Annotated in this window: 18 protein-coding genes; 11 read left to right on the top strand and 7 right to left on the bottom strand. The window is 33.1% G+C overall.

The window, feature by feature from the left end; genetic code table 11:
- Positions 1–102: 102 nt before the first annotated feature.
- Positions 103–1,236, top strand: coding sequence for an N-acetyl-alpha-D-glucosaminyl L-malate synthase BshA (gene bshA / locus BM239_RS08275; RefSeq protein ID WP_092207375.1), 1,134 nt, complete (start codon positions 103–105; stop codon positions 1,234–1,236).
- A gap of 81 nt (positions 1,237–1,317) precedes the next feature.
- On the top strand, positions 1,318–2,724 hold the full coding sequence (locus tag BM239_RS08270; RefSeq protein ID WP_092207373.1) for a Gfo/Idh/MocA family oxidoreductase: 1,407 nt from the start codon (positions 1,318–1,320) through the stop codon (positions 2,722–2,724).
- Here the strand turns inward: BM239_RS08270 and BM239_RS08265 are convergent.
- The 3 genes from BM239_RS08265 to BM239_RS08255 form a co-directional block, all read right to left on the bottom strand.
- Positions 2,717–3,796: a phosphotransferase enzyme family protein gene (locus BM239_RS08265; RefSeq protein ID WP_092207371.1), complete on the bottom strand. Its 1,080-nt coding sequence runs from the start codon at positions 3,794–3,796 to the stop codon at positions 2,717–2,719. The genes BM239_RS08270 and BM239_RS08265 overlap by 8 nt on opposite strands.
- The gene (locus BM239_RS08260) at positions 3,797–4,678 is read right to left on the bottom strand and encodes a sugar phosphate nucleotidyltransferase (RefSeq protein WP_092207369.1); all 882 of its coding nucleotides are present in this window, start codon (positions 4,676–4,678) and stop codon (positions 3,797–3,799) included.
- A gap of 68 nt (positions 4,679–4,746) precedes the next feature.
- Complete coding sequence (locus BM239_RS08255) at positions 4,747–5,238, bottom strand: hypothetical protein (protein ID WP_092207552.1); 492 nt, start codon at positions 5,236–5,238, stop codon at positions 4,747–4,749.
- A 199-nt stretch (positions 5,239–5,437) separates the two neighbouring features.
- Between BM239_RS08255 and BM239_RS08250 the strand changes: the two genes are divergently transcribed.
- The gene (locus tag BM239_RS08250) at positions 5,438–8,290 is read left to right on the top strand and encodes an FAD-binding and (Fe-S)-binding domain-containing protein (RefSeq protein WP_092207550.1); all 2,853 of its coding nucleotides are present in this window, start codon (positions 5,438–5,440) and stop codon (positions 8,288–8,290) included.
- Here the strand turns inward: BM239_RS08250 and BM239_RS08245 are convergent.
- The gene (locus BM239_RS08245; RefSeq protein ID WP_092207367.1) at positions 8,282–9,130 is read right to left on the bottom strand and encodes a UDP-2,3-diacylglucosamine diphosphatase; all 849 of its coding nucleotides are present in this window, start codon (positions 9,128–9,130) and stop codon (positions 8,282–8,284) included. The genes BM239_RS08250 and BM239_RS08245 overlap by 9 nt on opposite strands.
- Before the next feature lie 184 nt (positions 9,131–9,314).
- On the opposite strand from BM239_RS08245, the gene aroC reads away from it, so the two are divergent.
- The 7 genes from aroC (at position 9,315) to BM239_RS08210 (ending at position 16,664) form a co-directional block, all read left to right on the top strand.
- Positions 9,315–10,373 (top strand): chorismate synthase, encoded by a 1,059-nt coding sequence (aroC, locus tag BM239_RS08240; RefSeq protein ID WP_092207365.1) that lies wholly within the window; start codon positions 9,315–9,317, stop codon positions 10,371–10,373.
- Positions 10,374–10,405: 32 nt separating this feature from the next.
- Positions 10,406–11,716 carry a dicarboxylate/amino acid:cation symporter gene (locus tag BM239_RS08235; protein ID WP_092207363.1) on the top strand — a complete coding sequence of 437 codons (1,311 nt, stop codon included), beginning with the start codon at positions 10,406–10,408 and terminating at the stop codon, positions 11,714–11,716.
- Positions 11,717–11,767: 51 nt separating this feature from the next.
- Positions 11,768–12,805 (top strand): glutathione synthase, encoded by a 1,038-nt coding sequence (gshB, locus tag BM239_RS08230; RefSeq protein WP_092207361.1) that lies wholly within the window; start codon positions 11,768–11,770, stop codon positions 12,803–12,805.
- Positions 12,806–12,829: 24 nt separating this feature from the next.
- Positions 12,830–13,660 (top strand): sulfurtransferase, encoded by an 831-nt coding sequence (locus tag BM239_RS08225; RefSeq protein WP_092207359.1) that lies wholly within the window; start codon positions 12,830–12,832, stop codon positions 13,658–13,660.
- Positions 13,661–13,668: 8 nt separating this feature from the next.
- A complete protein-coding gene (locus tag BM239_RS08220; protein ID WP_092207548.1) occupies positions 13,669–14,499 on the top strand; it encodes an N-formylglutamate amidohydrolase in 831 nt (276 codons plus the stop codon).
- A 14-nt stretch (positions 14,500–14,513) separates the two neighbouring features.
- Positions 14,514–15,659 (top strand): peptidase MATCAP family protein, encoded by a 1,146-nt coding sequence (locus BM239_RS08215; protein WP_092207357.1) that lies wholly within the window; start codon positions 14,514–14,516, stop codon positions 15,657–15,659.
- A 270-nt stretch (positions 15,660–15,929) separates the two neighbouring features.
- The gene (locus BM239_RS08210) at positions 15,930–16,664 is read left to right on the top strand and encodes a flavodoxin family protein (protein ID WP_092207355.1); all 735 of its coding nucleotides are present in this window, start codon (positions 15,930–15,932) and stop codon (positions 16,662–16,664) included.
- A 10-nt stretch (positions 16,665–16,674) separates the two neighbouring features.
- Here BM239_RS08210 and BM239_RS08205 read toward each other — a convergent pair whose 3' ends face one another.
- The 3 genes from BM239_RS08205 to BM239_RS08195 form a co-directional block, all read right to left on the bottom strand.
- Entirely contained in the window at positions 16,675–18,378 is a 1,704-nt protein-coding gene (locus BM239_RS08205; RefSeq protein ID WP_143094907.1) for an LIC_10190 family membrane protein, read from the bottom strand.
- An 89-nt stretch (positions 18,379–18,467) separates the two neighbouring features.
- Positions 18,468–19,136, bottom strand: coding sequence for an ABC transporter ATP-binding protein (locus tag BM239_RS08200; RefSeq protein WP_092207351.1), 669 nt, complete (start codon positions 19,134–19,136; stop codon positions 18,468–18,470).
- Between the two features lie 48 nt (positions 19,137–19,184).
- Positions 19,185–21,620, bottom strand: coding sequence for a DUF5916 domain-containing protein (locus tag BM239_RS08195; protein ID WP_092207349.1), 2,436 nt, complete (start codon positions 21,618–21,620; stop codon positions 19,185–19,187).
- Between the two features lie 275 nt (positions 21,621–21,895).
- On the opposite strand from BM239_RS08195, the gene BM239_RS08190 reads away from it, so the two are divergent.
- Positions 21,896–22,183 carry a hypothetical protein gene (locus BM239_RS08190; protein WP_092207347.1) on the top strand — a complete coding sequence of 96 codons (288 nt, stop codon included), beginning with the start codon at positions 21,896–21,898 and terminating at the stop codon, positions 22,181–22,183.
- Positions 22,184–22,273: the final 90 nt, after the last annotated feature.

The raw sequence follows: 22,273 nt of genomic DNA, 5'->3' as shown, positions 1-22,273 counted from the left end.
ACCTGTATAGAAAGTACTTTTTTTCCGACCAAGCATGGATTATTAATTATTAGAGTTTCACTTTTTACTGAAATTTTATTAAAAATTTAAAAAGTTAAATTAATGAAAATAGGAATTGTTTGTTACCCAACGTTTGGTGGAAGTGGAGTAGTAGCTACAGAGTTAGGAATAGAGCTTTCAAAACGTGGTCATGAAGTTCACTTTATAACCTATAAACAACCAGTTAGGTTGGAACTTTTAGGAAGTAACGTTCATTTTCATGAAGTAACAGTTCCAGAATATCCACTATTTCATTACCAACCATATGAGCTAGCGCTTTCCAGTAAATTGGTGGACATGGTTAAACTTCACAAAATTGAAGTGCTTCATGTTCATTATGCCATTCCGCATGCTTACGCTGCGTATATGGCTAAAAAAATGCTTCAAGAAGAAGGAATTTATGTACCTATAGTAACAACGCTTCACGGAACAGATATAACCTTGGTAGGAAGCCATCCATTTTATAAAACAGCGGTTACCTTCAGTATTAATCAATCTGATGCAGTAACATCCGTTTCTGAAAGCTTAAAACGAGATACTTTAAGGTTATTTGATATAAAGAATGACATTGAAGTGGTAACCAATTTTATAGATATTGGAAAGCATATTAATACTTTTACCGATTGCCAACGTGCTATGATGGCACAAGAAAATGAGCGTATTATTACACATGTTAGTAATTTTAGACCAGTTAAACGTATTGCGGATGTCATTAGAGTTTTTTACAATATTCAAAAAGAAATACCTGCTAAACTAATGATGGTAGGCGAAGGGCCTGAAAAAGAAGGAGCAGAGCAATTAGCAATAGATTTAGGAATAGAAAATAAAGTGGTATTCCTTGGTAATAGCAATGAGGTTGACCGTATTTTGTGTTTTTCAGATTTGTTTATACTGCCTTCTGAAACCGAAAGTTTTGGTTTAGCTGCTTTGGAAGCTATGGCGTCTGGTGTACCTGTAATTTCAAGTAATTCGGGTGGTATACCAGAAGTAAATGTGCATGGTCTTTCTGGGTTTTTAAGCTCTGTAGGCGATGTAGAAGACATGAGTAAAAATGCCCTATCTATATTAAAAGATACCAATATATTAGGTACATTTAAACTACAAGCTACAAAACAAGCTAGTAAATTTGATATTCATAAAATAGTGCCTCAATATGAGGCTATTTATCAAAAAACGTTAGCTTCAAGTAAAAATTAACTAATTCAATTTCCTTTTTTTACACTATTTTTTATTTACTTATATTTTATAACTTGGGGTTTATTTTAAAACCTCCATATAATGAATAGAAAATCGTTTCTAAACCTTACTGCCAGAGCAGGATTATTTTTAGGTCTGACACCTAGTTTAATTGCTGGAAATAATCGTGAAAACATTCAAGAAGTCGATGCTGTAAATGCCTTGCTAGGTACTAATAAAGCGCTAGGAAATATGGTGAGTTATGCCGATAAACCTATTGATAAAGTGCGAGTTGGTATGATTGGTATGGGGAATAGAGGATCTGTATTGATTCAAATGTTTGAGTATTTAATTGCGCATAATCACGCTGAAATTGTAGCACTTTCTGATTTAAAAGAAGATAAAGTCACAAAAAACAACGACTATTTAAAAACAATTCAACCCGAAGGTGCCAATCTGTATTTTGGTGATGAAAACGCTTGGAAAAAAATGGCCAAGCGGGACGATATTGACATTCTAATCATTGCAACACCTTGGAATTTTCATACGGAAATGTGTGTTTATGGTATGGAACATAATAAGCATGTGGCTTGTGAGCAGCCATTAGCGCTAACCTTAAAAGATTGTTGGAAATTAATTGAAGTCGCAGAGCGCACTAAAAAGCATTGCATGTATATGGAGAATTGCTGTTTTAATGGTGAAGAACTCTGGATATTGAATATGATTAATGAAGGTGTTTTTGGTGATATTAATCATGCAGAAGGCGCTTATATTCACGATTTACGTAAGCATATGCTTGACGCCACATATTATGAAAATCAATGGCGCATAAAACACCATGAAACCAATAACGGAAATTTTTATACTGGTCATGGTTTAGGACCTGTTAGTTTCTATATGGATATAGGTCGTGGTGATAGTTATGACCATTTAGTGAGCATGAGCTCAAAAGAACAAAGTTTGAGTGAAGCTGCTAAAAAAGAAAACTTTAGAACTCAAAATTTTGCATGTGGTGATATGAACACTTCTTTAATTAAAACGAAAAAAGGTAAAACTATCATGCTTCAATTTGATACACATACAGGAAGACCGTACTCCAGATTAAATACCGTTACAGGAACAAAAGCGGTACATGAAGGCTACCCATCTAGATTATATGTTGGCCATGAAGAATTACAATGGGGACATTCCTGGTTAAAAGATGAAGAATACAAAGAGTATCGGGAGCGCTATGACCACCCACTTTGGAAAAAACTACGAACACAAATTGATGCTAATGCAGTAGGTCATGGTGGTATGGATTTCGTTATGATATATAGAATGATACGTTGTCTGAATAAAGGCTTGCCTTTGGATATCAATTTATATGATAGTGTTTTGTGGAGTGCTATTACACCACTATCTGAATTATCGGTTGCTAATAATAGTGCAAGTACTAAAATTCCAGATTTTACTGGTGGAACATGGGAAGCTAAACGGAAAAACGAATTATTACGTGATATTATGTAAAATGTTGTTTTGTAATTTGCTCTATAGCTTTCAAATTATCAAAAACAGATGCTAATAAAGTAAACTGATTTATTGCACGGTCCAAGTTGTGATTTGCATGAGTGGTTTTATAATAAGTATCGTTATTTAAGAAATCAGTTAAAAAACGTAAACCCATTATAAAAATGATTGTTTGAATACCTAATGGCAAATATTCAATTTCTTCTGGTTTTAAAATAGACTTTGTTTTTAAAGCAAATCCAGAACAATAGGCTTCATACAGTTCTAAATCAATATAAATTTTAGATAAATCTGTTTCATCTTCAGTTGATTTTGTGCAGATGGAACGCACAGAATCTCCAAAATCATAGTGAATTAATCCAGGCATTATGGTATCTAAATCAATAACCGCTTTACCTTTATTATTGTTGTCAAATAATATATTGGATAATTTAGCATCGTTATGTGTAACCCGAATAGGGAAGCGGTTTTCTGCTCGTAAATAAGCCAATGTACACATTGTTTGTTTATGTTTTTGTGCAAAAGCTATTAAATCATTTGCTAATTCTAATCGGTATGGTTTAGCAACTTTTAAGGCATCTTCAAACTGTGTGAACCTAAAAGGAACATCATGAAAATTCTTTAATGTTTCAGTAACAGACTCTGGTAAAATGGATTCAGTATTTACAATAAAGTCGCCATATAGCTTTCCGGCTTCAAAAGCTATTTCAGGTATTTCGGTTTTTTCAAGGGTTTTGGTGTTTGGTATAAACTCCATGACATTCCAATAAGAGTCTGCTTCCTGATGTAAGTATTTGTTTTGAGTTGTTTTTAAATAGGTTATAGCTTGATACGGCAAATTCTTTTTTTTATAATTATCTCGTAAAACATTCGTAACTAGAATTTTATTAAAAATAACAGATTCGATATTTTTAAAAACCTTGCTGTTTAATTTTTGTAATATGAAACTTTCATCATTTTTATGGGTTACTAAAAAAGTATCGTTAATATGTCCAGAATGCAATGTTTCAATGCTTATTATTGGGCTCTCAATACCAAAAACTTTACAGATGTGTTTCAATTTTTGAGTCATTTACCAAAGCTTTTTAGGATAGAAATTAGCGTAAATACATGATTGAATATTTTCTCGAACTAAAGCTTCATCTGCGGAATAAGTCATGCCAAACCAGATATCATCTGTTATCAAAACCTGAATATCTCCTAAATTGTTTTCTATAAGATGATTTATAATATAGGTAACGTAAAACTCGTCTTTCTCAAAATCAGTTATAGTATTTAAGAATTTCAAGAATAGATCGTTAGCAACATCGAAAACGGAATGTTTAAAACCCCAGAAATTCATGGACACTAGAACGGTTGGGTTTAGGGCTTCAGAAATTAGATTTGTTTGTGAAGTTATTTCGCCATCATCATTCCTCTTAATAGTGGTAAGTTCTTCAATGCTAATTAAATTTTGGTTTTTATCGATATAACAAATGCCACGAGAAACCGATCCATTGTCGGATAAGGTGTTTTTTAATGTATAAGCAACTAAATAATGATTTAAATTAGTCTCTTTAAATAAAGCATCATGCATGAGTTGAAAGGCTTTTCTTCCATAGAAATCATCGGCATTTATTAAGGTGAAATCAGTTGTAACAGCCTGCTTTAAAGCTAGTAGAGCATGTCCTGTTCCCCAAGGTTTAGCCCGTTTGTGGGTGTTTGGTATTTGCGTGTTTTGTACGACAAAATCTACTGAAATATGATTTGGTAATTTATTGGTATATCTGGTTTTATACGGCATTAAAATTTCATCACGCACAATAAAGACTATGTGATTGTAGCCCACAATAATGGCATCATAAATGCTGTAATCTATAATAGCAAATGTATCATAAATTGGATGTAATTGTTTAAGACTACCAAAGCGAGAACCCATGCCAGCAGCCATAATTGCCAATGTTTTTTTACCCATAAAACAAATGTAAAAAAAAGCACGTCAATTAGAGACGTGCTTGAGTTTTATTGTTTCGTTCTGAACTTTTAAAATTGATATCTAACACCAAGTCCAATGTCAAAATCTAAATCGTTATTATCATAAACGTCATCACCAAATCCTAATTCAGGTCTGAAATCTAAAGACAGTAATAACGGAAAGTCAAAACTATATTCAATACCAATATTACCTGCTAAAAATACAAACGCATCATTCTCATCTTTGCGTCCTGGGTTTTCAAAACTATAAGCACCAAAGCCTAAACCAGGACCTGCATACCAATTAAAACCGCCTTCAATATTCCAAACCCAATGGTACAAACCTGCCAATTTAAAGCCGTCATAATTATTGCCATCTCGCCAACCAAAATCAAATTCCAAACGATTATTATCGCCAATTGCACGTTGATAAGACACTTCTGCTCCAAACCCATCGCTATCTCCTAAACGTAAACCAATAGCATTTTTCGAAATTTCTTGTGCAAATCCTGTTGCAGTTAAACCTAATCCGACTAAAATAGCCATGCATGTATTTTTCATAATTTTCATATTTGTTTAATTGTTATATCTACGTTTAATATAAAATATTAGCCTATATTAAATGCAAAAATAACGTTAAAACTCCTAATATATTGAAATTCTTATTAGCTTTAATGTGATCTAAATTCTTAACATATTGAAGCCGTATTTATTAGCATTAAAAGAACGTTTAAAAGGCGAATTGTTTTTTGATAATTTAATGAAATCACTATATGCAACCGATGCCTCTGTTTATCGTTTGCTACCGTTGGCTATAGCGTATCCAAAAGATAATGAAGACCTTAAAATACTTATTCAATTTGCTGAAAAGCATAAAACATCTTTAATACCTAGAACTGCAGGAACGTCTTTAGCAGGACAATGTGTAGGAACAGGAATTGTTGTTGATGTGTCCAAATATTTTAATCAGATTGTAAGTTTCAACAAAGCAGCAAAAACCATAACGGTGCAACCTGGCGTTGTTCGGGATGCATTGAACAACTATTTGGAGCCTCATGGCTTGTTTTTTGGGCCAAATACTTCCACATCAAACAGGTGTATGATTGGCGGTATGGTTGGTAATAATTCATCAGGAACAACCTCCATTCAATTTGGTGTAACGCGAGATAAAGTGAAAACACTTCGCACCATTTTAAGTGATGGTAGTGAAGCTGTATTTTCAGCAATTTCAAAAGAAGAATTTCATAAAAAAACACTTTTGCCTACATTAGAAGGGCGCATTTATAAATCTATTTTTGAGGAACTTATATCGAAATCAGTTCAATCAGAAATATTAAAAGAATTTCCAAAACCAGAAATTCATAGAAGAAACACGGGATATGCTCTTGATAAGTTAATTGATTCAGATGTGTTTACCATTTCAGATAAACGCTTTAACATGTGTCAATTATTATCTGGAAGCGAAGGAACTTTAGCATTTACTACAGAAATAACCTTGCAATTAGACGAATTGCCTCCGATAAATTCAGCATTAGTATGCTTGCATTTTGAGTCTATCGAATCTTGCCTGCAAACTGTTGAAACCGTTATGCAGCATGATTTGCACACTTGCGAAATGATGGATAAAACCATTCTAGATTTAACAAAACACAATAAAAACCAGCAAGAAAACAGACAGTTTGTAGCAGGAGACCCAGAAGCTATTTTAATGTGTGAAGTGCGTGCAAACTCGGTATCAGATTTATTAGAACAAGTCCAAAAATTACAGGAAACAGTTACCAAACTGGGTTTATGCTATGCGCAAGTTGTCCTTAAGGGCGAACATATTAATCAGGCTATGGAATTACGAAAAGCCGGATTGGGATTATTAGGAAATATCATTGGCGATAAGAAATCGGCCGCCTGTATTGAAGATACAGCAGTAGCATTATCTGATTTAGCTGATTATATTTCAGATTTTACCAAACTCATGACTAGCTATAATCAAAAGGCAGTATATTATGCTCATGCAGGTGCGGGTGAGTTGCATTTACGACCAATTTTAAACTTGAAACAAAAGGAGGATGTCGTTTTATTCCGTAAAATTACTACCGATGTGGCCAAACTTGTGAAATCCTATCAAGGTTCCATGAGTGGAGAACATGGTGATGGTATTGTAAGGGCAGAATTTATTCCATTAATGATAGGTGAGGCAAATTATGCTATTATTAAACGCATCAAAAATACGTTCGACCCAAATACTATTTTTAATCCTGGAAAAATAGTCGATGCTTTTCCAATGGATGAAAATTTGCGTTATAAAACTGGGCGCGAAGAACCTGAAATTAAAACAGTTTTAGATTTTTCGGCGTCATTAGGAATCTTACGGGAAGCTGAAAAGTGCAATGGTTCTGGTGATTGCAGAAAACTGCCTGAATTTGGAGGAACCATGTGTCCTAGTTATCGCGCTACCAGAAATGAAAAAGATACCACACGAGCTCGAGCTAACGCCTTGCGTGAATTTTTAACCACTTCTAACAAAGCTAATAGGTTTAATCATGAGGAACTAAAGGAGGTCTTCGATTTGTGTGTGAGTTGTAAAGCATGTGCAAGTGAATGTCCGAGCAGTGTGGATGTGGCAAGTTTGAAAGCGGAATTTGAATATCAATACCAAAAAGAAAACGGAAGCAGTTTACGAACTAAAATGTTTGCTTATAATAACCTATTGAATTCCTATGGAAGTCGTTTTTCAAGTATAACTAATTTTATGTTTTCAAATGAATATACAAGTTCCAGTATTAAAAAATTATTAGGAATAGCAACAAAACGAAATTTGCCACTTGTTTCAAGTGTTAGTTTAAATAATCATATTCAAAATACACTAAAACAATCTAATAGAAGCAATAAAATAAAAACAGTTTATTTTTTCAATGATGAATTTACAAATCATTTGGACTCCGAAATAGGTCAAGATGCGTTGCAGCTTTTACACGCTTTAAATTATGAGGTAAAGCATATTAAACATAAAGAATCTGGGCGTGCTTTTTTATCGAAAGGGTTTCTTGAACAAGCTCAAAAAATTGCCAATAAGAACCTGTCTATTTTTTCTAAAGTCATATCAGAAACAACACCTTTGATTGGTATTGAGCCATCCGCTATTTTAACGTTTCGAGATGAATATATCAAATTAGCAAACAATAAAGAGTCAGCTAAAAAACTTGCTAAAAATTGCTTTTTAATTGAGGAATTCCTTCAAAACGAAATTATTTTAGGAAATATTAAGTCAGAACAATTTACAACAGATAAAAAAACCATTAAGTTTCATGGTCATTGCCATCAAAAAGCATTAAGCAACCAAAAAACAAGTTTTGATATATTGAATTTACCTAAAAATTATAGCGTGACAATTATTCCTAGTGGTTGTTGTGGAATGGCAGGTAGTTTTGGTTACGAAAAAGAACATTACGAAGTGAGTATGCAAATAGGAGAGCAAACCCTTTTTCCAGCTATTAGAAACGCTTGTAAGGATACTATTATTTCGGCAAATGGTACAAGTTGCCGACACCAAATAATGGATGGAACTGGACGCATAGTGAGTCATCCCATCAGTATTTTAAAACAAGCACTAATTTGATTTTTTTTGTTTCGTATTAAAAATTGTAATAGCGGCAATTAAATCGGTTACTTCCATCTCTTTAACATCACTATCGGCAAAAAAAGGAATGAGCTTATCATGGTTATAATTGTATATTTTCCAACGTTTAAATTGGTATTCTAAAGCGGTAAAGTTTTCAACCCAATCACCCGAGTTTAAGTAGGTTGTTTTGCCTTTTTTTGTTTCTTTTTGTTGCATTTTTGGTTGATGAATGTGTCCGCATATTACATAGTCATAATCGTTTTCAATGGCTAAATCCATGGCTATATGCTCAAAATCACTAATATATTTTAAAGCACCTTTTACACTGTTTTTAATTTTTTTAGAAAGTGAATACTTTTCTTTTCCTAGTTTAACTAAAAACCAATTTATTAATCTGTTTATAATAATTAAAAAATCGTAACCATAACCGCCTAATTTTGCTAACCAACGTGCATTCTGTATTGAAGCATCAAATACATCACCATGAAAAAACCATGCTTTTTTGCCATCTAGTTCCAAAACTATTTTATCAACAATAGATATGTTTCCAATTGTTGTATTACTAAACTTGCGTAGCATATCATCATGGTTTCCAGTTATATAAATAACTTGAATACCCTCTGCAGCCATGGTCATTATTTTTTTTATGACTTTTAAATGCGATTTTGGAAAGTATCGTTTATTAAATTGCCAAATATCAATGATATCACCATTTAGAATAAGTTTTTTTGGGTTTATACTATTCAAATAGGTTAATAACTGTTTAGCATGACATCCATAAGTTCCTAAATGGACATCTGAAATAACGGCAATTTCTACTTTTCGTTTGAGTTTCAAAGTTATAATATTATGATGCAAATATCAGGTGCGAAAATTAATTTAAAGTCACGTTGTAATTATTTAATTGTGAGGAATTTGTTAAGTAATTGTTAGGTGTTAGGTCTTTTTAATTTCATGTTAATTAAAATTCAATTTTTGTTTCTGTGATAATACAATTACATTAGCTACAAAAATTAATTGTATGGCAGGAAATTCCTTTGGAAATTTATTTAAATTAACAACCTTTGGCGAATCGCATGGTTTAGCCATTGGTGGAATTATTGATGGTTGTCCTCCTGGGTTGGAAGTTGATTTTGAAGCTATCCAACAGGAATTAAACAGGCGAAAACCTGGACAGTCTGAAATCGTTACACAACGTAAAGAACCTGATACGGTTGAATTTTTATCAGGAATTTTTGAAGGAAAAACGACAGGGACACCAATTGGTTTTACGATTAAAAATGCCAATCAGAAATCCAAGGACTATTCACACATTAAAGATGTGTACCGTCCAAGCCATGCAGATTATACCTACGACCAAAAATATGGCATTCGCGATTATCGTGGTGGAGGTCGAAGTTCTGCACGAGAAACGGCTTCTCGTGTAGTAGCTGGTGCACTAGCAAAACAGGTTTTAAAGTCAGTTAAAATTCAGGCCTACACGTCTTCTGTTGGTGATATTTTTTTGGAAAAACCTTATCAAGATCTGGATTTTTCAAAAATTGAATCAAATGTTATACGCTGTCCTGATGCAGAAACAGCAAACCGTATGATAGATAAAATTAAAGCCATTCGAAAAGAAGGCAATACCATAGGTGGAACTATAACCTGTGTTTTGCAAAATGTGCCTGTTGGTTTAGGCGAACCTGTTTTTGATAAACTTCATGCTGAATTAGGAAAAGCCATGCTATCTATAAATGCCGTAAAAGGTTTTGAATATGGTAGTGGTTTCTGTGGCGCTAAAATGACAGGGACTGAACATAACGATTTATTTCATGATGATGGTTCAACCAAAACAAACTTGTCTGGAGGTATTCAAGGTGGTATAAGCAATGGTATGGATATTTATTTCCGTGTAGCTTTTAAACCAGTGGCAACAGTAATTCAAAAACAAGAAGCTCTTAATTCTAGTGGCGAATTAGTTGAAATGCAAGGCAAAGGACGTCATGATCCATGTGTTGTTCCAAGAGCAGTGCCCATTGTAGAAGCAATGGCAGCGCTGGTGTTAGCCGATTATTTTTTATTGAATAAAGTATATTAATACAGTAATTTAACGATTTAGAATAAGAATATATGAAGAAACTCGCATTACATTGGCAAATTATTCTTGGAATGGTTTTAGGTGTTGCTTTTGCCTTACTGATGTCCAAATTCGAATTTGGAAGTCAAATAATTACAGATTGGGTAAAACCCTTTGGCACCATTTTTATTAATTTATTGAAACTTATAGCAGTACCTCTAATATTAGCTTCTTTAATAAAGGGCGTTTCTGACTTAAAAGATATTTCTAAATTGTCAAAAATGGGAGGTCGAACCATTGGAATTTACATCTTTACAACACTAATTGCTGTATCTATAGGTTTGGCTGTTGTAAATATAGTAAAGCCTGGAAAATCTATTTCACCAGAAACACGAACGGAACTAGTAGAAAGCTATAAAGCTGATGCCGATGGTAAAATAGCCGATGCCGAAAAGCAAAAAAATGCTGGACCATTACAAGCTTTAGAAGATCTTGTTCCAAGCAATATTTTTAAAGCAGCTAGTGACAATGGTAATATGTTGCAGGTAATATTCTTTGCTATTTTATTTGGTTTAGGACTGATTTTAATTCCTGAAGAAAAGTCAGAGCCTGTAAAACAGTTTTTTGATAGTTTCAATGAAGTGATTCTCAAACTCATTGATTTAATTATGCTTGCTGCACCATATGGCGTATTTGCATTATTAGCCGCTTTGGTTGTGGAAGCACCGAGTGCTGATTTATTTAAAGCCCTTGGGTGGTATGCATTTTGTGTGGTTTTAGGCTTGGCACTTATGATGGCTGTTTATGCACTTTTAGTATTTATTGTTACCAAAAGAACTCCAAAATTTTTCTTCAACGGAATTGCTCCAGCTCAATTATTAGGTTTTTCAACCAGTAGTAGTGCAGCAACCTTGCCAGTAACTATGGAGCGCGTAGAGGAACATTTAGGTGTCGATGAAGAGGTTACCAGTTTTGTGTTGCCTATTGGTGCAACCATTAATATGGATGGAACTAGTTTGTATCAAGCTGTTGCAGCTGTTTTTATAGCCCAAGCCTTTGGTATGGATTTAAGTTTTGGAGTGCAATTAGGTATTATTGCCACCGCAACATTAGCGTCCATTGGTAGTGCTGCTGTTCCAGGAGCCGGTATGGTCATGCTTGTAATTGTTTTGGCACAAGCAGGAATTCCTGAAGCTGGATTAGCGTTAATTTTTGCGGTAGATAGACCGTTAGATATGTGTAGAACTACGGTAAACATAACAGGTGATGCTGCAGTTTCCATGATGGTTGCAAAATCTGTAGATAAACTAGGTGAGCCTGAAGTTAAAAATTGGGATGATAATTATACTAAAAAAAATGAGTAAAATAAGTTTTCTTACTTATTTTTAGTCAGTAATTAATTCAGAGTCAATATTATGAATGTTTGTTTTTTAATGTATCCTTGGGAAAATATCGACCCGGAAAATGATACTAGCCTCGCTTTGATAAAAGAATGTGTTAAACGTGGTCATGGTGTTGCTCTGTGTTCGCCTGCAAATTTAACTATCCGCAATAGTGTAACTAATGCGTTTTGTACGGTTATTAGTCGCATGGATAAAGTTCCAGCATCTTTAAAGGCGTTTTATAAAAAAGCAGAAAGACGGGAAGAAATGTTGCCACTAGCAGGTTTTGATGCTATTTTCTTTCGTGCAAATCCGCCTTTGGATCCAATAATGCTTAATTTTTTAGATTCAGTTAAAGACGATGTGTTTATTATAAATTCATTAGAAGGTATGCGTGAGGCCAATAATAAATTGTATACGGCCGCTTTTGGTGATGCTCATAGTAATATTATACCAAATACACACGTATCTAAAAATAAGAACTATTTAGTGCGACAAATCAAGGAGTCAAAAGCTGATAAAATGATAATCAAGCCATTAAATGGTTTTGGAGGGTCTGGTGTAATTCTTATAGAAAAATCGGCCATGAGTAATATCAATTCGCTTTTAGATTTTTATATAAATAGTAGCGATGGAACTTCCAACTATGTCATTCTTCAAGATTATATTGAAGGTGCAGATGAAGGTGATGTGCGCATTTTAATGCTTAATGGCGAGCCTATTGGCGCTATGAAACGTGTTCCAGGGAAGGACGATCATCGTTCTAATGTGTCGGCTGGTGGTTCGGTTCAAAAACACACTTTAACAAAAGCTGAAAAAGCACTATGTAAACAAATTGGACCCAAATTGGTAAAAGATGGATTGTATTTTGTTGGCATTGACGTTATAGGCGGAAAGTTGGTGGAAGTAAATGTCATGTCGCCAGGTGGAATTACTTATATAAACAAAGTTTATAAGAATAAATATCGGGTAGAAGAGAAGGTTATTGACTTTCTAGAGAGTAAGGTTCTTGATAATGTAGAAGCTTTCAATAGAAGATCGCGCTTGCGAAAAACGGTTGAAGAAGCTTAATGGTTTTTAGTTAAAATTATCACTATGCTGCTTTCAAAACTTGAAAAACCATTAGTTTCTGTAAACTGGTTATGCCAAAATTTAGATGCTAAAAATCTGATAGTTTTAGATGCAACTATTCCAAAAGCGACAGAATTAGATGTTATAGCTTATAAAGAAATTATTCCAACAGCCCTGTTTTTCAATTTGAAACAAAAGTTTAGTAATGTGTCTGCTCCTTTTCCAACTACGTTTCCAGAACTTAAACAATTTCAACATGAAGCTCAAAAATTAGGCATTAATCAAGATAGCTTAATTGTTGTTTATGATGATAAAGGAGTTTATTCAAGTCCTCGTGTTTGGTGGTTATTTAAAGCTTTTGGATTTGATAATGTAGCTGTTTTAGATGGTGGTTTACCAGCTTGGAAAAAAGCAGGATTTCAGGTTTCAAACAACTATGAAACTTTAAAAACAGCTGGTAATTTTAAAGCGAAAAAACCCCAAGAACAAATGGTCTTTTTCAAAGATATGCAGCAGCATGTGAAAACAAATCAGCGATTAGTGGTTGATGCACGTTCAGAAGCTCGATTTCGTTGTATGGTTGATGAGCCACGTGTGGGTTTGCGTCGCGGTACCATTCCCAATTCCGTTAATATTCCTTTTGAAAATTTGTTAAACTCTGGTGTTATGAAATCTGAAGCTGAATTACAGACTATTTTTTCTAAAATAGCAAAACCAAATGATGCACTCACATTTTCCTGTGGTTCAGGAATAACCGCTTGTGTTTTAGCATTGGCGGCTACCTTGTTAGGCTATCAAAATTTGACTGTTTATGATGGTTCATGGACAGAATGGGGAAGTTTAATACCAGAATAAAATGTAATATGGAAAAATTATCTATTGAAGCCATCATTAAAAAAATTAAAAATGAAGACTGTTTTCACGCGGTTTCTGATGATTATGCATTGACTTTAAAAATTGATTCCTATGTACATTATGTATGTTCAGCTATTCATGATGGTCATCAATTTAGAACCGAACTTTGGGATAATTGTCTCCATTCAGCTTATGAACGTTGGTATGAGGAAGATCCTGCTACTAAAGCCATGATTGAATCGCATCCTATTGTTGTTGCAGGTTGTGATTCGCGTTTTGAGTACGATTTAAATCGGCCACCTGAAGAAGCTGTTTTTGAAACGGCTTGGGGAAAACAGTTATGGAAACAACCACTTCCAATTCCTATGAAAGCTAAAAGTTTAAAAAAACATGCTAATTTTTATAGAGTGGTTTCAGCATTAATTCAGAAAATAGAAGAAAAACATAACTGCTGTATTGTTTTCGATATGCACAGTTATAACTGGAAACGCTGGAATAGAGAGGTTCCAACATGGAATTTAGGAACCAGTAATATTGATAATAAACGTTTTGGCTTTTTGGTTGAATCATGGCGAAAACGTTTGTCGCAAATTCAGTTTCCAAACAAGACTTTGCAAACAGCTAACATTAATGATACCTTTCAAGGTAATGGCTACTTTTTAAAATATATTACTCAAAATTTTAAAAACACCTTGGTGCTTGCTACAGAAATTGCTAAAGTTTATGGCGATGAGTACCAACAAATTATTTATCCTGAAGTAGTAGATGCAATTGCAAATCAATTAAAAGTGTCTATTCCAGAGCAAGCCACTGAATTTTTAAAGCACATTTCAAAATAAACGAAACAGCAATTATGACTAACAATTATCAAGATTTATTTGAAATTGATACCAATTTGAACCGATTGGTAAAAAAAATTGAACTATTAAACTATATAAATCCTTTAAATATAGAGAGTGAAAAAAAGCAATTTTTCGCTTCAAAATATACTTATGAGCCTAATTTTAAATACCCAAAAGTAAAATTTAATGGTTATAAATTACACAGATTGTTTTTCTCACAACGTTTGGAACGCATTGAAGATAATGATATTAGACAATTATATGAAGATATAATTTATGAGTATTCGGGAAAAATAGAATGTATAGATACTATAAATCAAGGGCGAAAATTTTACTTTAATAGTTTGAAGAGTTTTGGGACACCAACCGAAAAAGATATTGAAAATGCTAAATTTATTTTACGTTTTGATGATGATGAACCTTCGGAAGATTTAATATCTAAATACAGTGTTCACGAGGCTCAAACATATTTTGAAGATTTTTCCAAGCGTTATGATTTTTCTTATAATCTAAAATTTTCGACAAATATTTCAGCAGCAGCCATGGTTCAAAATAATACGCAAACTTTACTGCTTAAAAAGAATCATAAATTTAGTAAAAATCAGTTAGAAGTACTTGCAAATCACGAAGTTGGCGTGCACATGGTAACGACGTTTAATGGATTAAGTCAGCCCTTAAAAATATTTTCCAGTGGTTTTCCAAATAATGTAGAAACACAAGAAGGTTTAGCCGTTTATTCAGAATATATGTCTGGTTGTTTAACCATGAAACGTCTGAAAGAATTGGCTTATCGGGTAATTGCAGCAGACTCATTAGCAAAAGGTTATAGTTTTTCAGATACGTTCGATTTACTTCATAGCCAATATAAGGTGAAACGGGATGGTGCATTTACCATTACTTTGCGTGTGCATAGAGGTGGAGGTTTTACCAAAGACCACTTGTATTTATCGGGATTGAAAAAGGTTTATCAATACGCTCAAAATGATGGCGATTTAGATGTGTTATTAACAGGAAAAGTAACATTAGAGTATGCAGCTGTAATTTACAGATTGCAAGAATTAGGATTGGCAGTTACATCCAAACATTTTACGGATTCTTATCAGACTAATAAAAATACAAATACAACTATCGACTTTATTCTAAATAGCTTAAAATAAAAACCTTAAAGAATTTTTAGTCTATTGACTTTTTGTCAACACTTAAAAAAGCGTAGACTCTCACATTTTTAAGAATTTGATTCGTTCCTAATTAACGGAAATTAGGGTCAAATTAACCCAACTCTTTAAGGTTTCTTGATACAACCAAATTATTGTTTATTGCAGAAGTATGCTAATTAGAATACGTGTTTGGTCTGTTTCATTTCGTAAAAGGTTGCTTTCGGTTAGAATTCAAAAACATTTTGTATCTTTTTGAAAAAGCTATTCAATATGAAAAAACCAGATTTTAAAGGTTTAAAAGCCTTATTTATTAATTGTACTTTAAAAAAGTCACCGCAAAAAAGTCATACAGAAACACTTATAAATGTCTCTAGAAATATTATGGACAGAGAAGGGGTAACTACAGAGGTTATTCGTTTTATAGATCAAGACGTTGCTGTAGGCATTTATCCAGACATGACTGAACATGGATGGCAAACGGATAATTGGCCAGAATTGTTTAAAAAAGTAATGGATGCTGATATTTTAATTGTTGGCACGCCTATTTGGCTAGGAGAAAAATCATCAGAAGCTCAAAAACTTATAGAACGGTTATATGCTATGAGTGGGAAAACTAATGAAAAAGGACAGTATATTTTTTATGGAAAAGTAGGTGGATGTTTGGTTACTGGTAACGAAGATGGCGTTAAACATTGTGCCATGGGTATTTTATATGCTTTGCAACATGTAGGCTATTCTATACCACCTCAAGCAGACTGTGGTTGGATTGGCGAAGTTGGTCCTGGGCCAAGTTATGGCGATACAGAATGGCAAGATGAAAAAATTAACCCACCAGTGGGCTTTGATAGCGATTTTACCAATAGAAATACCACATTTATGACTTATAATATGTTGCATTTAGCGCAGATGTTGAAAGCGCAAAACGGCTATCCTAAATATGGGAATTCTCGAGAAGACTGGGATGATGGTACACGATGGGATTTTGAAAACCCAGAATATCGCTAATGGTAACCTTTTATTTGGTTAAATTTTTTTTACTGTAGAATCCGTCTTGAAGTCGTTCGGTTCGCAGTTGTGGTACTACAAAAAAATATTCCTTAAAATAATTTAACTGTGCATTGCTAACAGCTGGAATTGGCGTGTTACCCGTTTCCCAGAAAAAATCGGTGTTTTTTGGCGTATTAATAGGTGTGTTCCCAATTATTTTAGCATCATATTCAACAGGGAATTTACTGTTATTATGTGGTGTTAAAATATAATCTATTTTAAATATAGAAGTTTGTTGGTGTTGTGTGTTCTCTGTAAAAGCTTGTTTGTTTATCGGCAGAAATACAGTTATAAAGACTAAAATAGTGCTGACAATATAAATGGTTTTAATAGCACTCTTTTTCAAGTTAATAATACTTAAAATCATTAAACCAGAAATCAAAATGAATGGTAAAAAGAACCGGTATTGTGGCGATGTGTTCCATAAAACTACCATTGTTAAAACAAGTGTTATATAGAAAACCCAATAGGCTTTTTGGTGAAACCATTTTTTAATGATAAAGGGTAAAATCACTAAAAGAATCATTATTGTTTTATTAGTTACACCATGGATTCCAGATGCAAATAACCAATGCTTCATGTGTACTAAAAAAGATGTTTCTGCAAAAAAATCAGGCTCCATGTGATAACCATAAGCCAAGCCATACTCTTTAAAATAGATTACAATTGGTTTTGGAAGATGCCAACTTGTTTTAAAACTATCCATACCCAAGAAAGGGTACAGCGGATTTCCAGTAATTATTACATTTTTCGTAACTAATAAGCACGCTGAAACTCCTAAAATCGAAAATATTTTGATGTTTAAAAAACGGGTTTGTTTATAATATTTAACATAAGTAGCAAGTGGAAAAATGAGAAATGGTAAAGCGGTGAGTTTGATACACACCATAAAGCTTGTTAGTAAAATTAATGAAATAAATATATTCTTCTGATAGAAGTCATATAAGATTATAAATAGATAAAATACAATTATTGAAAGTACATAAATTGCCAAATCTGGTGAAGGCGCACTTATAAATTGAAAGAGTAAGAAATTAACAATAGGTAACAAACCAATAAATAAATACCATTTGTTAGTGTTTTCCGATTTTAAATAGCTGTTTATTTTGGTTAAGGCGTAAATATTTCCTAAAAGTAAGGCCAATCCACTTAAATCGTTAAGAGCATCTGTTAAAAAGCTAAAGCTAAACGCACTTTGTAGTATGTGCCAACCGGAAGTTTGTCCTAAAAATAAGTGTAAATTCACCAAACCTTTAACAAATCCATATTCATTTAGCCAAGCTATGGTTTGAATGTAATACGTTTCATTATCAACTAGAAAAGGAGCAGAAGCACATTGTGCTATTATGAGGAGAGTAATTATAACTAATAAACTTTTAAAAAATACAGATAAACTTTTTACCTCCTGAAAGAAATTCTGTAAAGAGGACTTTATATTATCCCAGTTAAAATGCAGTAATGTACAGGTTGTTATTAATAAAGCCACATGAAAAAAAACACTGACGGGAAGTACAACAGCCCAAAAACCTGTGAAGAGCATGATGCCAAACAAACCATGTAAAACACTAATTATTAAATGATACGGATCTGTTTTTAAAACCCCATTTATACTTATTCCAAAAACCATACTCGTAAATATGATATAAATCCATGAAAAGAGTATTAAAAGCATATTAGATGTACAGATAAGTGCATTATAAACTTATGATAAAAAAAGGCTTTAAACAAACAGAAAAAATCTACCTAATTATGTTTTAGGCTTTAATTACCATTCACAATCCGTCCGTCAATCATGGTTAATTTACGGTCTGCCATATTTGCTAAATCTTCATTATGAGTAACAATAACAAAGGTTTGCCCAAATTCATCTCGTAATTTAAAAAACAGATTATGTAAGTTTTCAGCAGATTCGCTATCTAAATTCCCAGAAGGTTCATCGGCAAAAATAATTTTCGGATTATTAATTAAAGCACGAGCTACAGCTACACGTTGTTGTTCACCACCAGATAGTTCGTTGGGTTTGTGCTGTGCGCGATCTTTCAGGCCTAAAAAATCCAATAATTCTGTGGCACGCTTTTCTGCAGCTGTTTTGTTAGTTTTTTTGATATAAGCAGGAATGCAGACATTTTCAATAGCCGTAAATTCTGGCAATAATTGGTGGAATTGAAAGATGAACCCAATCTCTTCATTTCTAAATTTGGCTAGAGATTTTTCTGATAAATTACGAATATCAGTTTCGTTTATTGCAAAAGTAAAATCTTCTTTTTTAGACGGTTTATCTAATGTGCCTAAAATTTGGAGAAGTGTTGTTTTACCAGCTCCTGAAGCACCAACAATTGAAACAATTTCGCCTGCTTTTATATGAAGATCTACACCTTTTAAAACGTGTAAATCTTCGTAGTATTTATGAATATTTTTTGCTAAAATCATTGTAATAGAATGAGTAAGCAAGGTAAGACTTTAAACAACGCTTTACAATTATGAATTTGATTTCTTATTGAAAATTTTCTTGACATTATTGTAATCAATAAAGTATTGAATCTTTAATGAAAATGAGTTTTGGATAGGCTGGTTAAGTAGTCTATCAAAATTATTAGTGAAATTGAGTTCCGCCTCCGAATCGTAATTAAATAATTGATTTCTATATAAAGCTGTTAAAAAGCTTCCAGGTGCAAATTGCCACGAATAGCTTAAATCCAAATTCCAGGTACTAAAGTTAATATTTGGATTTTCCAAGCCAGCATCTTCAAATGAAATATTGGTTTCAAATAACCGCCCATTTTCTTGTAATATATATATATTATCATCATAAAGTACAGTGCTCCAATAATTTCTAAATGTTAGGTTTAACGAATGAAAAGGGTTAAAACTATAAGTGCCAGTAATACTATTTATAAGTGTTTTTTGATCGCGATTACCGAATATAATAGTATTTTCAGTTCTATCAGCATATCCACGATCGTCATTCACCTTATCATAGTCTAATGAGTAAATTAATAATACTTTATCGTTTAAACGAACTCTCGGACTAATACCAAACCAAATATTCTTTGTTTCTCTACCTTCTTCAAAGAAAGTAGCACCTCCAATATTGGCATCAATGGCAAACTTTCTATTATAATTGGAAGAAATCCAGATATTTCCATTTAGGCGGTTTTCGTAAATAAAGTAGCGTCCTTCTTCACGCGGCTCAAAATAATCGTATTGTTTGCCAGGTTGTAAACTAATATTTCCTCCTAAACCATCTAAACTTTTTAATTGTCCAGAAAATGAAATACCAACAGTACTACCTGTATAGGTACTAGGGTTTGATAAACGGTTATAATCTATCCATGCATTGTAGTTATAACTGTTAAAAATACCAGTTGGCTCGAAAGTTCTGTAGGAGCCTTCAACGCCAAAATTGCTAAAATTGTTTCTAAACTGAAGACCTAAATCATTAATGTCATATGTGTCGTCTGCAAACTCATGACCTAACCAATATTGCCAGTTTCCATAAACTTTAGCGAACTCTAACTTGTAACTATAGCCCGTTTCAGTACCGGATTCCAAATTTACGTTACTCATTTTTAATTCGGCTTCTAAATTGTAGGTGTTTTTTTTAGTGGTTAAATCAGCTAATAATCCAGTAACATTAGCATCTCGAAAATGACCATTCCTTGTTACATTAGTGTTTATTAAACTAACCGATGAATTTTGATTAAATTGCTGATCTATTACTAAAATATTATAATTTGCAAGCGGTTCTACCAATTCTTTACGACTTGTATTGGTTTCTACATTATTAATTTTAGCATATGTTTTTTCTGTAATAGCATTAAAAATACCTACACCCAAACCGTTTTTTGTTCTTCCTGATACTTTTAGAGCATTTAAAACTTTAGTCTGATTTGGATACTCTTGAATTTCTTCATTTGGGCCTAATGTAACGGAGCCTGTTGGTTCATTTCCAACCCGTCGCGAGAAAAACAAATCGCCTTTGGTAAATAAATCAACGCCTTCGGTAAAAAACTGGCGTTGTTCAGAAAAAGTTTGTTCAAATGGTCCTAGATTTAACACCACACGATCAAATCCAGCTTGACTAAAATCGGGTATTAACGTGGCATCTAATGTGAAATTTTCAGTAATACCATATTTTAAATCCATTCCAGCATTAAATTGTGTTTCTGTTTCACCTTCAAAGGTATTTACAATACCAGAAACAAAAGGATAGAATGTTAAACGTGTGGGAGGATCTAAATTGGTTAAACCCTTTAGGTTTCCATTATAGATGCCTACATTTCCTTTAGTGACATCTATTGGATTCCAAGTAAATTGTGAACGATTTCTTCGGTAATGCCGATGAATTTGTAAACCCCAAGTAGGGACTTCTTGGTTTGAAAACCGCAATGTACGGTAAGGTATTTTCATTTCTACAATCCAACCATCATCTACTATCTTTACAGCACTGTCCCAAACGGCATTCCACCCAAAGTCTTCCCCAATTCCTGGCGATTCAATAGCATCAGCTTGAACACCAGAACTAAAAACAAAAAATTCTGTATTGTTTTGACCGTCGTTATTAGGATTTAAAATAAACCCAAAGAAATCTGATTGGCCAAAATCGTCACGTCGGGTTAATTGACTCATGATATCCTTTGGGTTGTCATACAGATAAGCTCCAACATAAATAGCATCATCATCATAGGTTATTTTAACAACCGTTCGTGTTTCAGGCGTTTCTTTTATACCCATTTCTGGCCTGAATTGTATAAAATCTTTAGCTTCTTCAACATCATTCCATGATTCATCATCTAGAACACCATCTATTTTAGGTGCCGTTGCCGTACGTGTAATGTTAAGGGTTTTCTTCTCTTGAGCTAAAGTAAAAAAATAACAAAGTGAGAAAACGAGAGGAAATAGCCTGAATTTCATGTGGTTTTTTTTGATTGTATTGATAGCTTTTAAAAGACTATTAATAAATGAAGTTGTTACACTTTTGGTGCAAATCTAAATGGCTCAATCAAAAAATAATCATAATTAAACGTTAAAAACACTATTTTTAATAGCATTAAAACGCTTTTGTTTCAAACAGTTCATGGTTTCATGTGTCAAATTATAAATAGTATTTATTTTGAACACAGTTCCATATGGAGGTTGTTCTTTTTTGGAATACTATTTGTGTTGTAAGTTGAATAAGTTAATACTATATGAATTTAGAGAAATTAAGTAAATCAAAAAAACTTCTGATTGGTTTGTTATTTGATGCCCTTGGATATGTATCGTACATATTTCCTCCGTTCGATTTTATCTGGGCTCCCTTATCAGCCTATTTAATGAGTAAAATGTATGCTGGAACTAAAGGTAAAATAGCGGCCGCATTCTCGTTTGTTGAAGAAGCACTTCCGTTAGTAGATTTTATACCTTCTTTTTCTGTGATGTGGTTTTATAGCTTTTACATATCTAAAGCTGAAAAGCAAAAAAAAAAAACAAATTGAGGAATAAAAAAGACTGGCTAAAAAGTTAACTTAAACTTGAAATATTATCTTGATAGTAGTTTTAATATTTTAAATATTAAAGCATATTTT

This window comes from Algorimicrobium echini, from assembly GCF_900115185.1.
In the GTDB taxonomy this organism is placed as follows: Bacteria; Bacteroidota; Bacteroidia; order Flavobacteriales; family Flavobacteriaceae; genus Algorimicrobium; species Algorimicrobium echini.
Note: the sequence above shows the minus strand (reverse complement) of the source record. Positions and strands in the feature narration are given on the sequence as shown.

Coding starts and splice junctions, on each gene's coding strand:
- BM239_RS08225 (WP_092207359.1), top strand. CDS start 12,830: ATGCTGCTTTCAAAACTTGAAAAACCATTAGTTTCTGTAAACTGGTTA.
- BM239_RS08190 (WP_092207347.1), top strand. CDS start 21,896: ATGAATTTAGAGAAATTAAGTAAATCAAAAAAACTTCTGATTGGTTTG.
- gshB (WP_092207361.1), top strand. CDS start 11,768: ATGAATGTTTGTTTTTTAATGTATCCTTGGGAAAATATCGACCCGGAA.
- BM239_RS08270 (WP_092207373.1), top strand. CDS start 1,318: ATGAATAGAAAATCGTTTCTAAACCTTACTGCCAGAGCAGGATTATTT.
- BM239_RS08235 (WP_092207363.1), top strand. CDS start 10,406: ATGAAGAAACTCGCATTACATTGGCAAATTATTCTTGGAATGGTTTTA.
- BM239_RS08265 (WP_092207371.1), bottom strand. CDS start 3,796: ATGACTCAAAAATTGAAACACATCTGTAAAGTTTTTGGTATTGAGAGC.
- BM239_RS08195 (WP_092207349.1), bottom strand. CDS start 21,620: ATGAAATTCAGGCTATTTCCTCTCGTTTTCTCACTTTGTTATTTTTTT.
- BM239_RS08220 (WP_092207548.1), top strand. CDS start 13,669: ATGGAAAAATTATCTATTGAAGCCATCATTAAAAAAATTAAAAATGAA.
- BM239_RS08200 (WP_092207351.1), bottom strand. CDS start 19,136: ATGATTTTAGCAAAAAATATTCATAAATACTACGAAGATTTACACGTT.
- BM239_RS08215 (WP_092207357.1), top strand. CDS start 14,514: ATGACTAACAATTATCAAGATTTATTTGAAATTGATACCAATTTGAAC.
- BM239_RS08260 (WP_092207369.1), bottom strand. CDS start 4,678: ATGGGTAAAAAAACATTGGCAATTATGGCTGCTGGCATGGGTTCTCGC.
- BM239_RS08210 (WP_092207355.1), top strand. CDS start 15,930: ATGAAAAAACCAGATTTTAAAGGTTTAAAAGCCTTATTTATTAATTGT.
- bshA (WP_092207375.1), top strand. CDS start 103: ATGAAAATAGGAATTGTTTGTTACCCAACGTTTGGTGGAAGTGGAGTA.
- BM239_RS08250 (WP_092207550.1), top strand. CDS start 5,438: ATGAAATCACTATATGCAACCGATGCCTCTGTTTATCGTTTGCTACCG.
- BM239_RS08205 (WP_143094907.1), bottom strand. CDS start 18,378: ATGCTTTTAATACTCTTTTCATGGATTTATATCATATTTACGAGTATG.
- aroC (WP_092207365.1), top strand. CDS start 9,315: ATGGCAGGAAATTCCTTTGGAAATTTATTTAAATTAACAACCTTTGGC.
- BM239_RS08255 (WP_092207552.1), bottom strand. CDS start 5,238: ATGAAAAATACATGCATGGCTATTTTAGTCGGATTAGGTTTAACTGCA.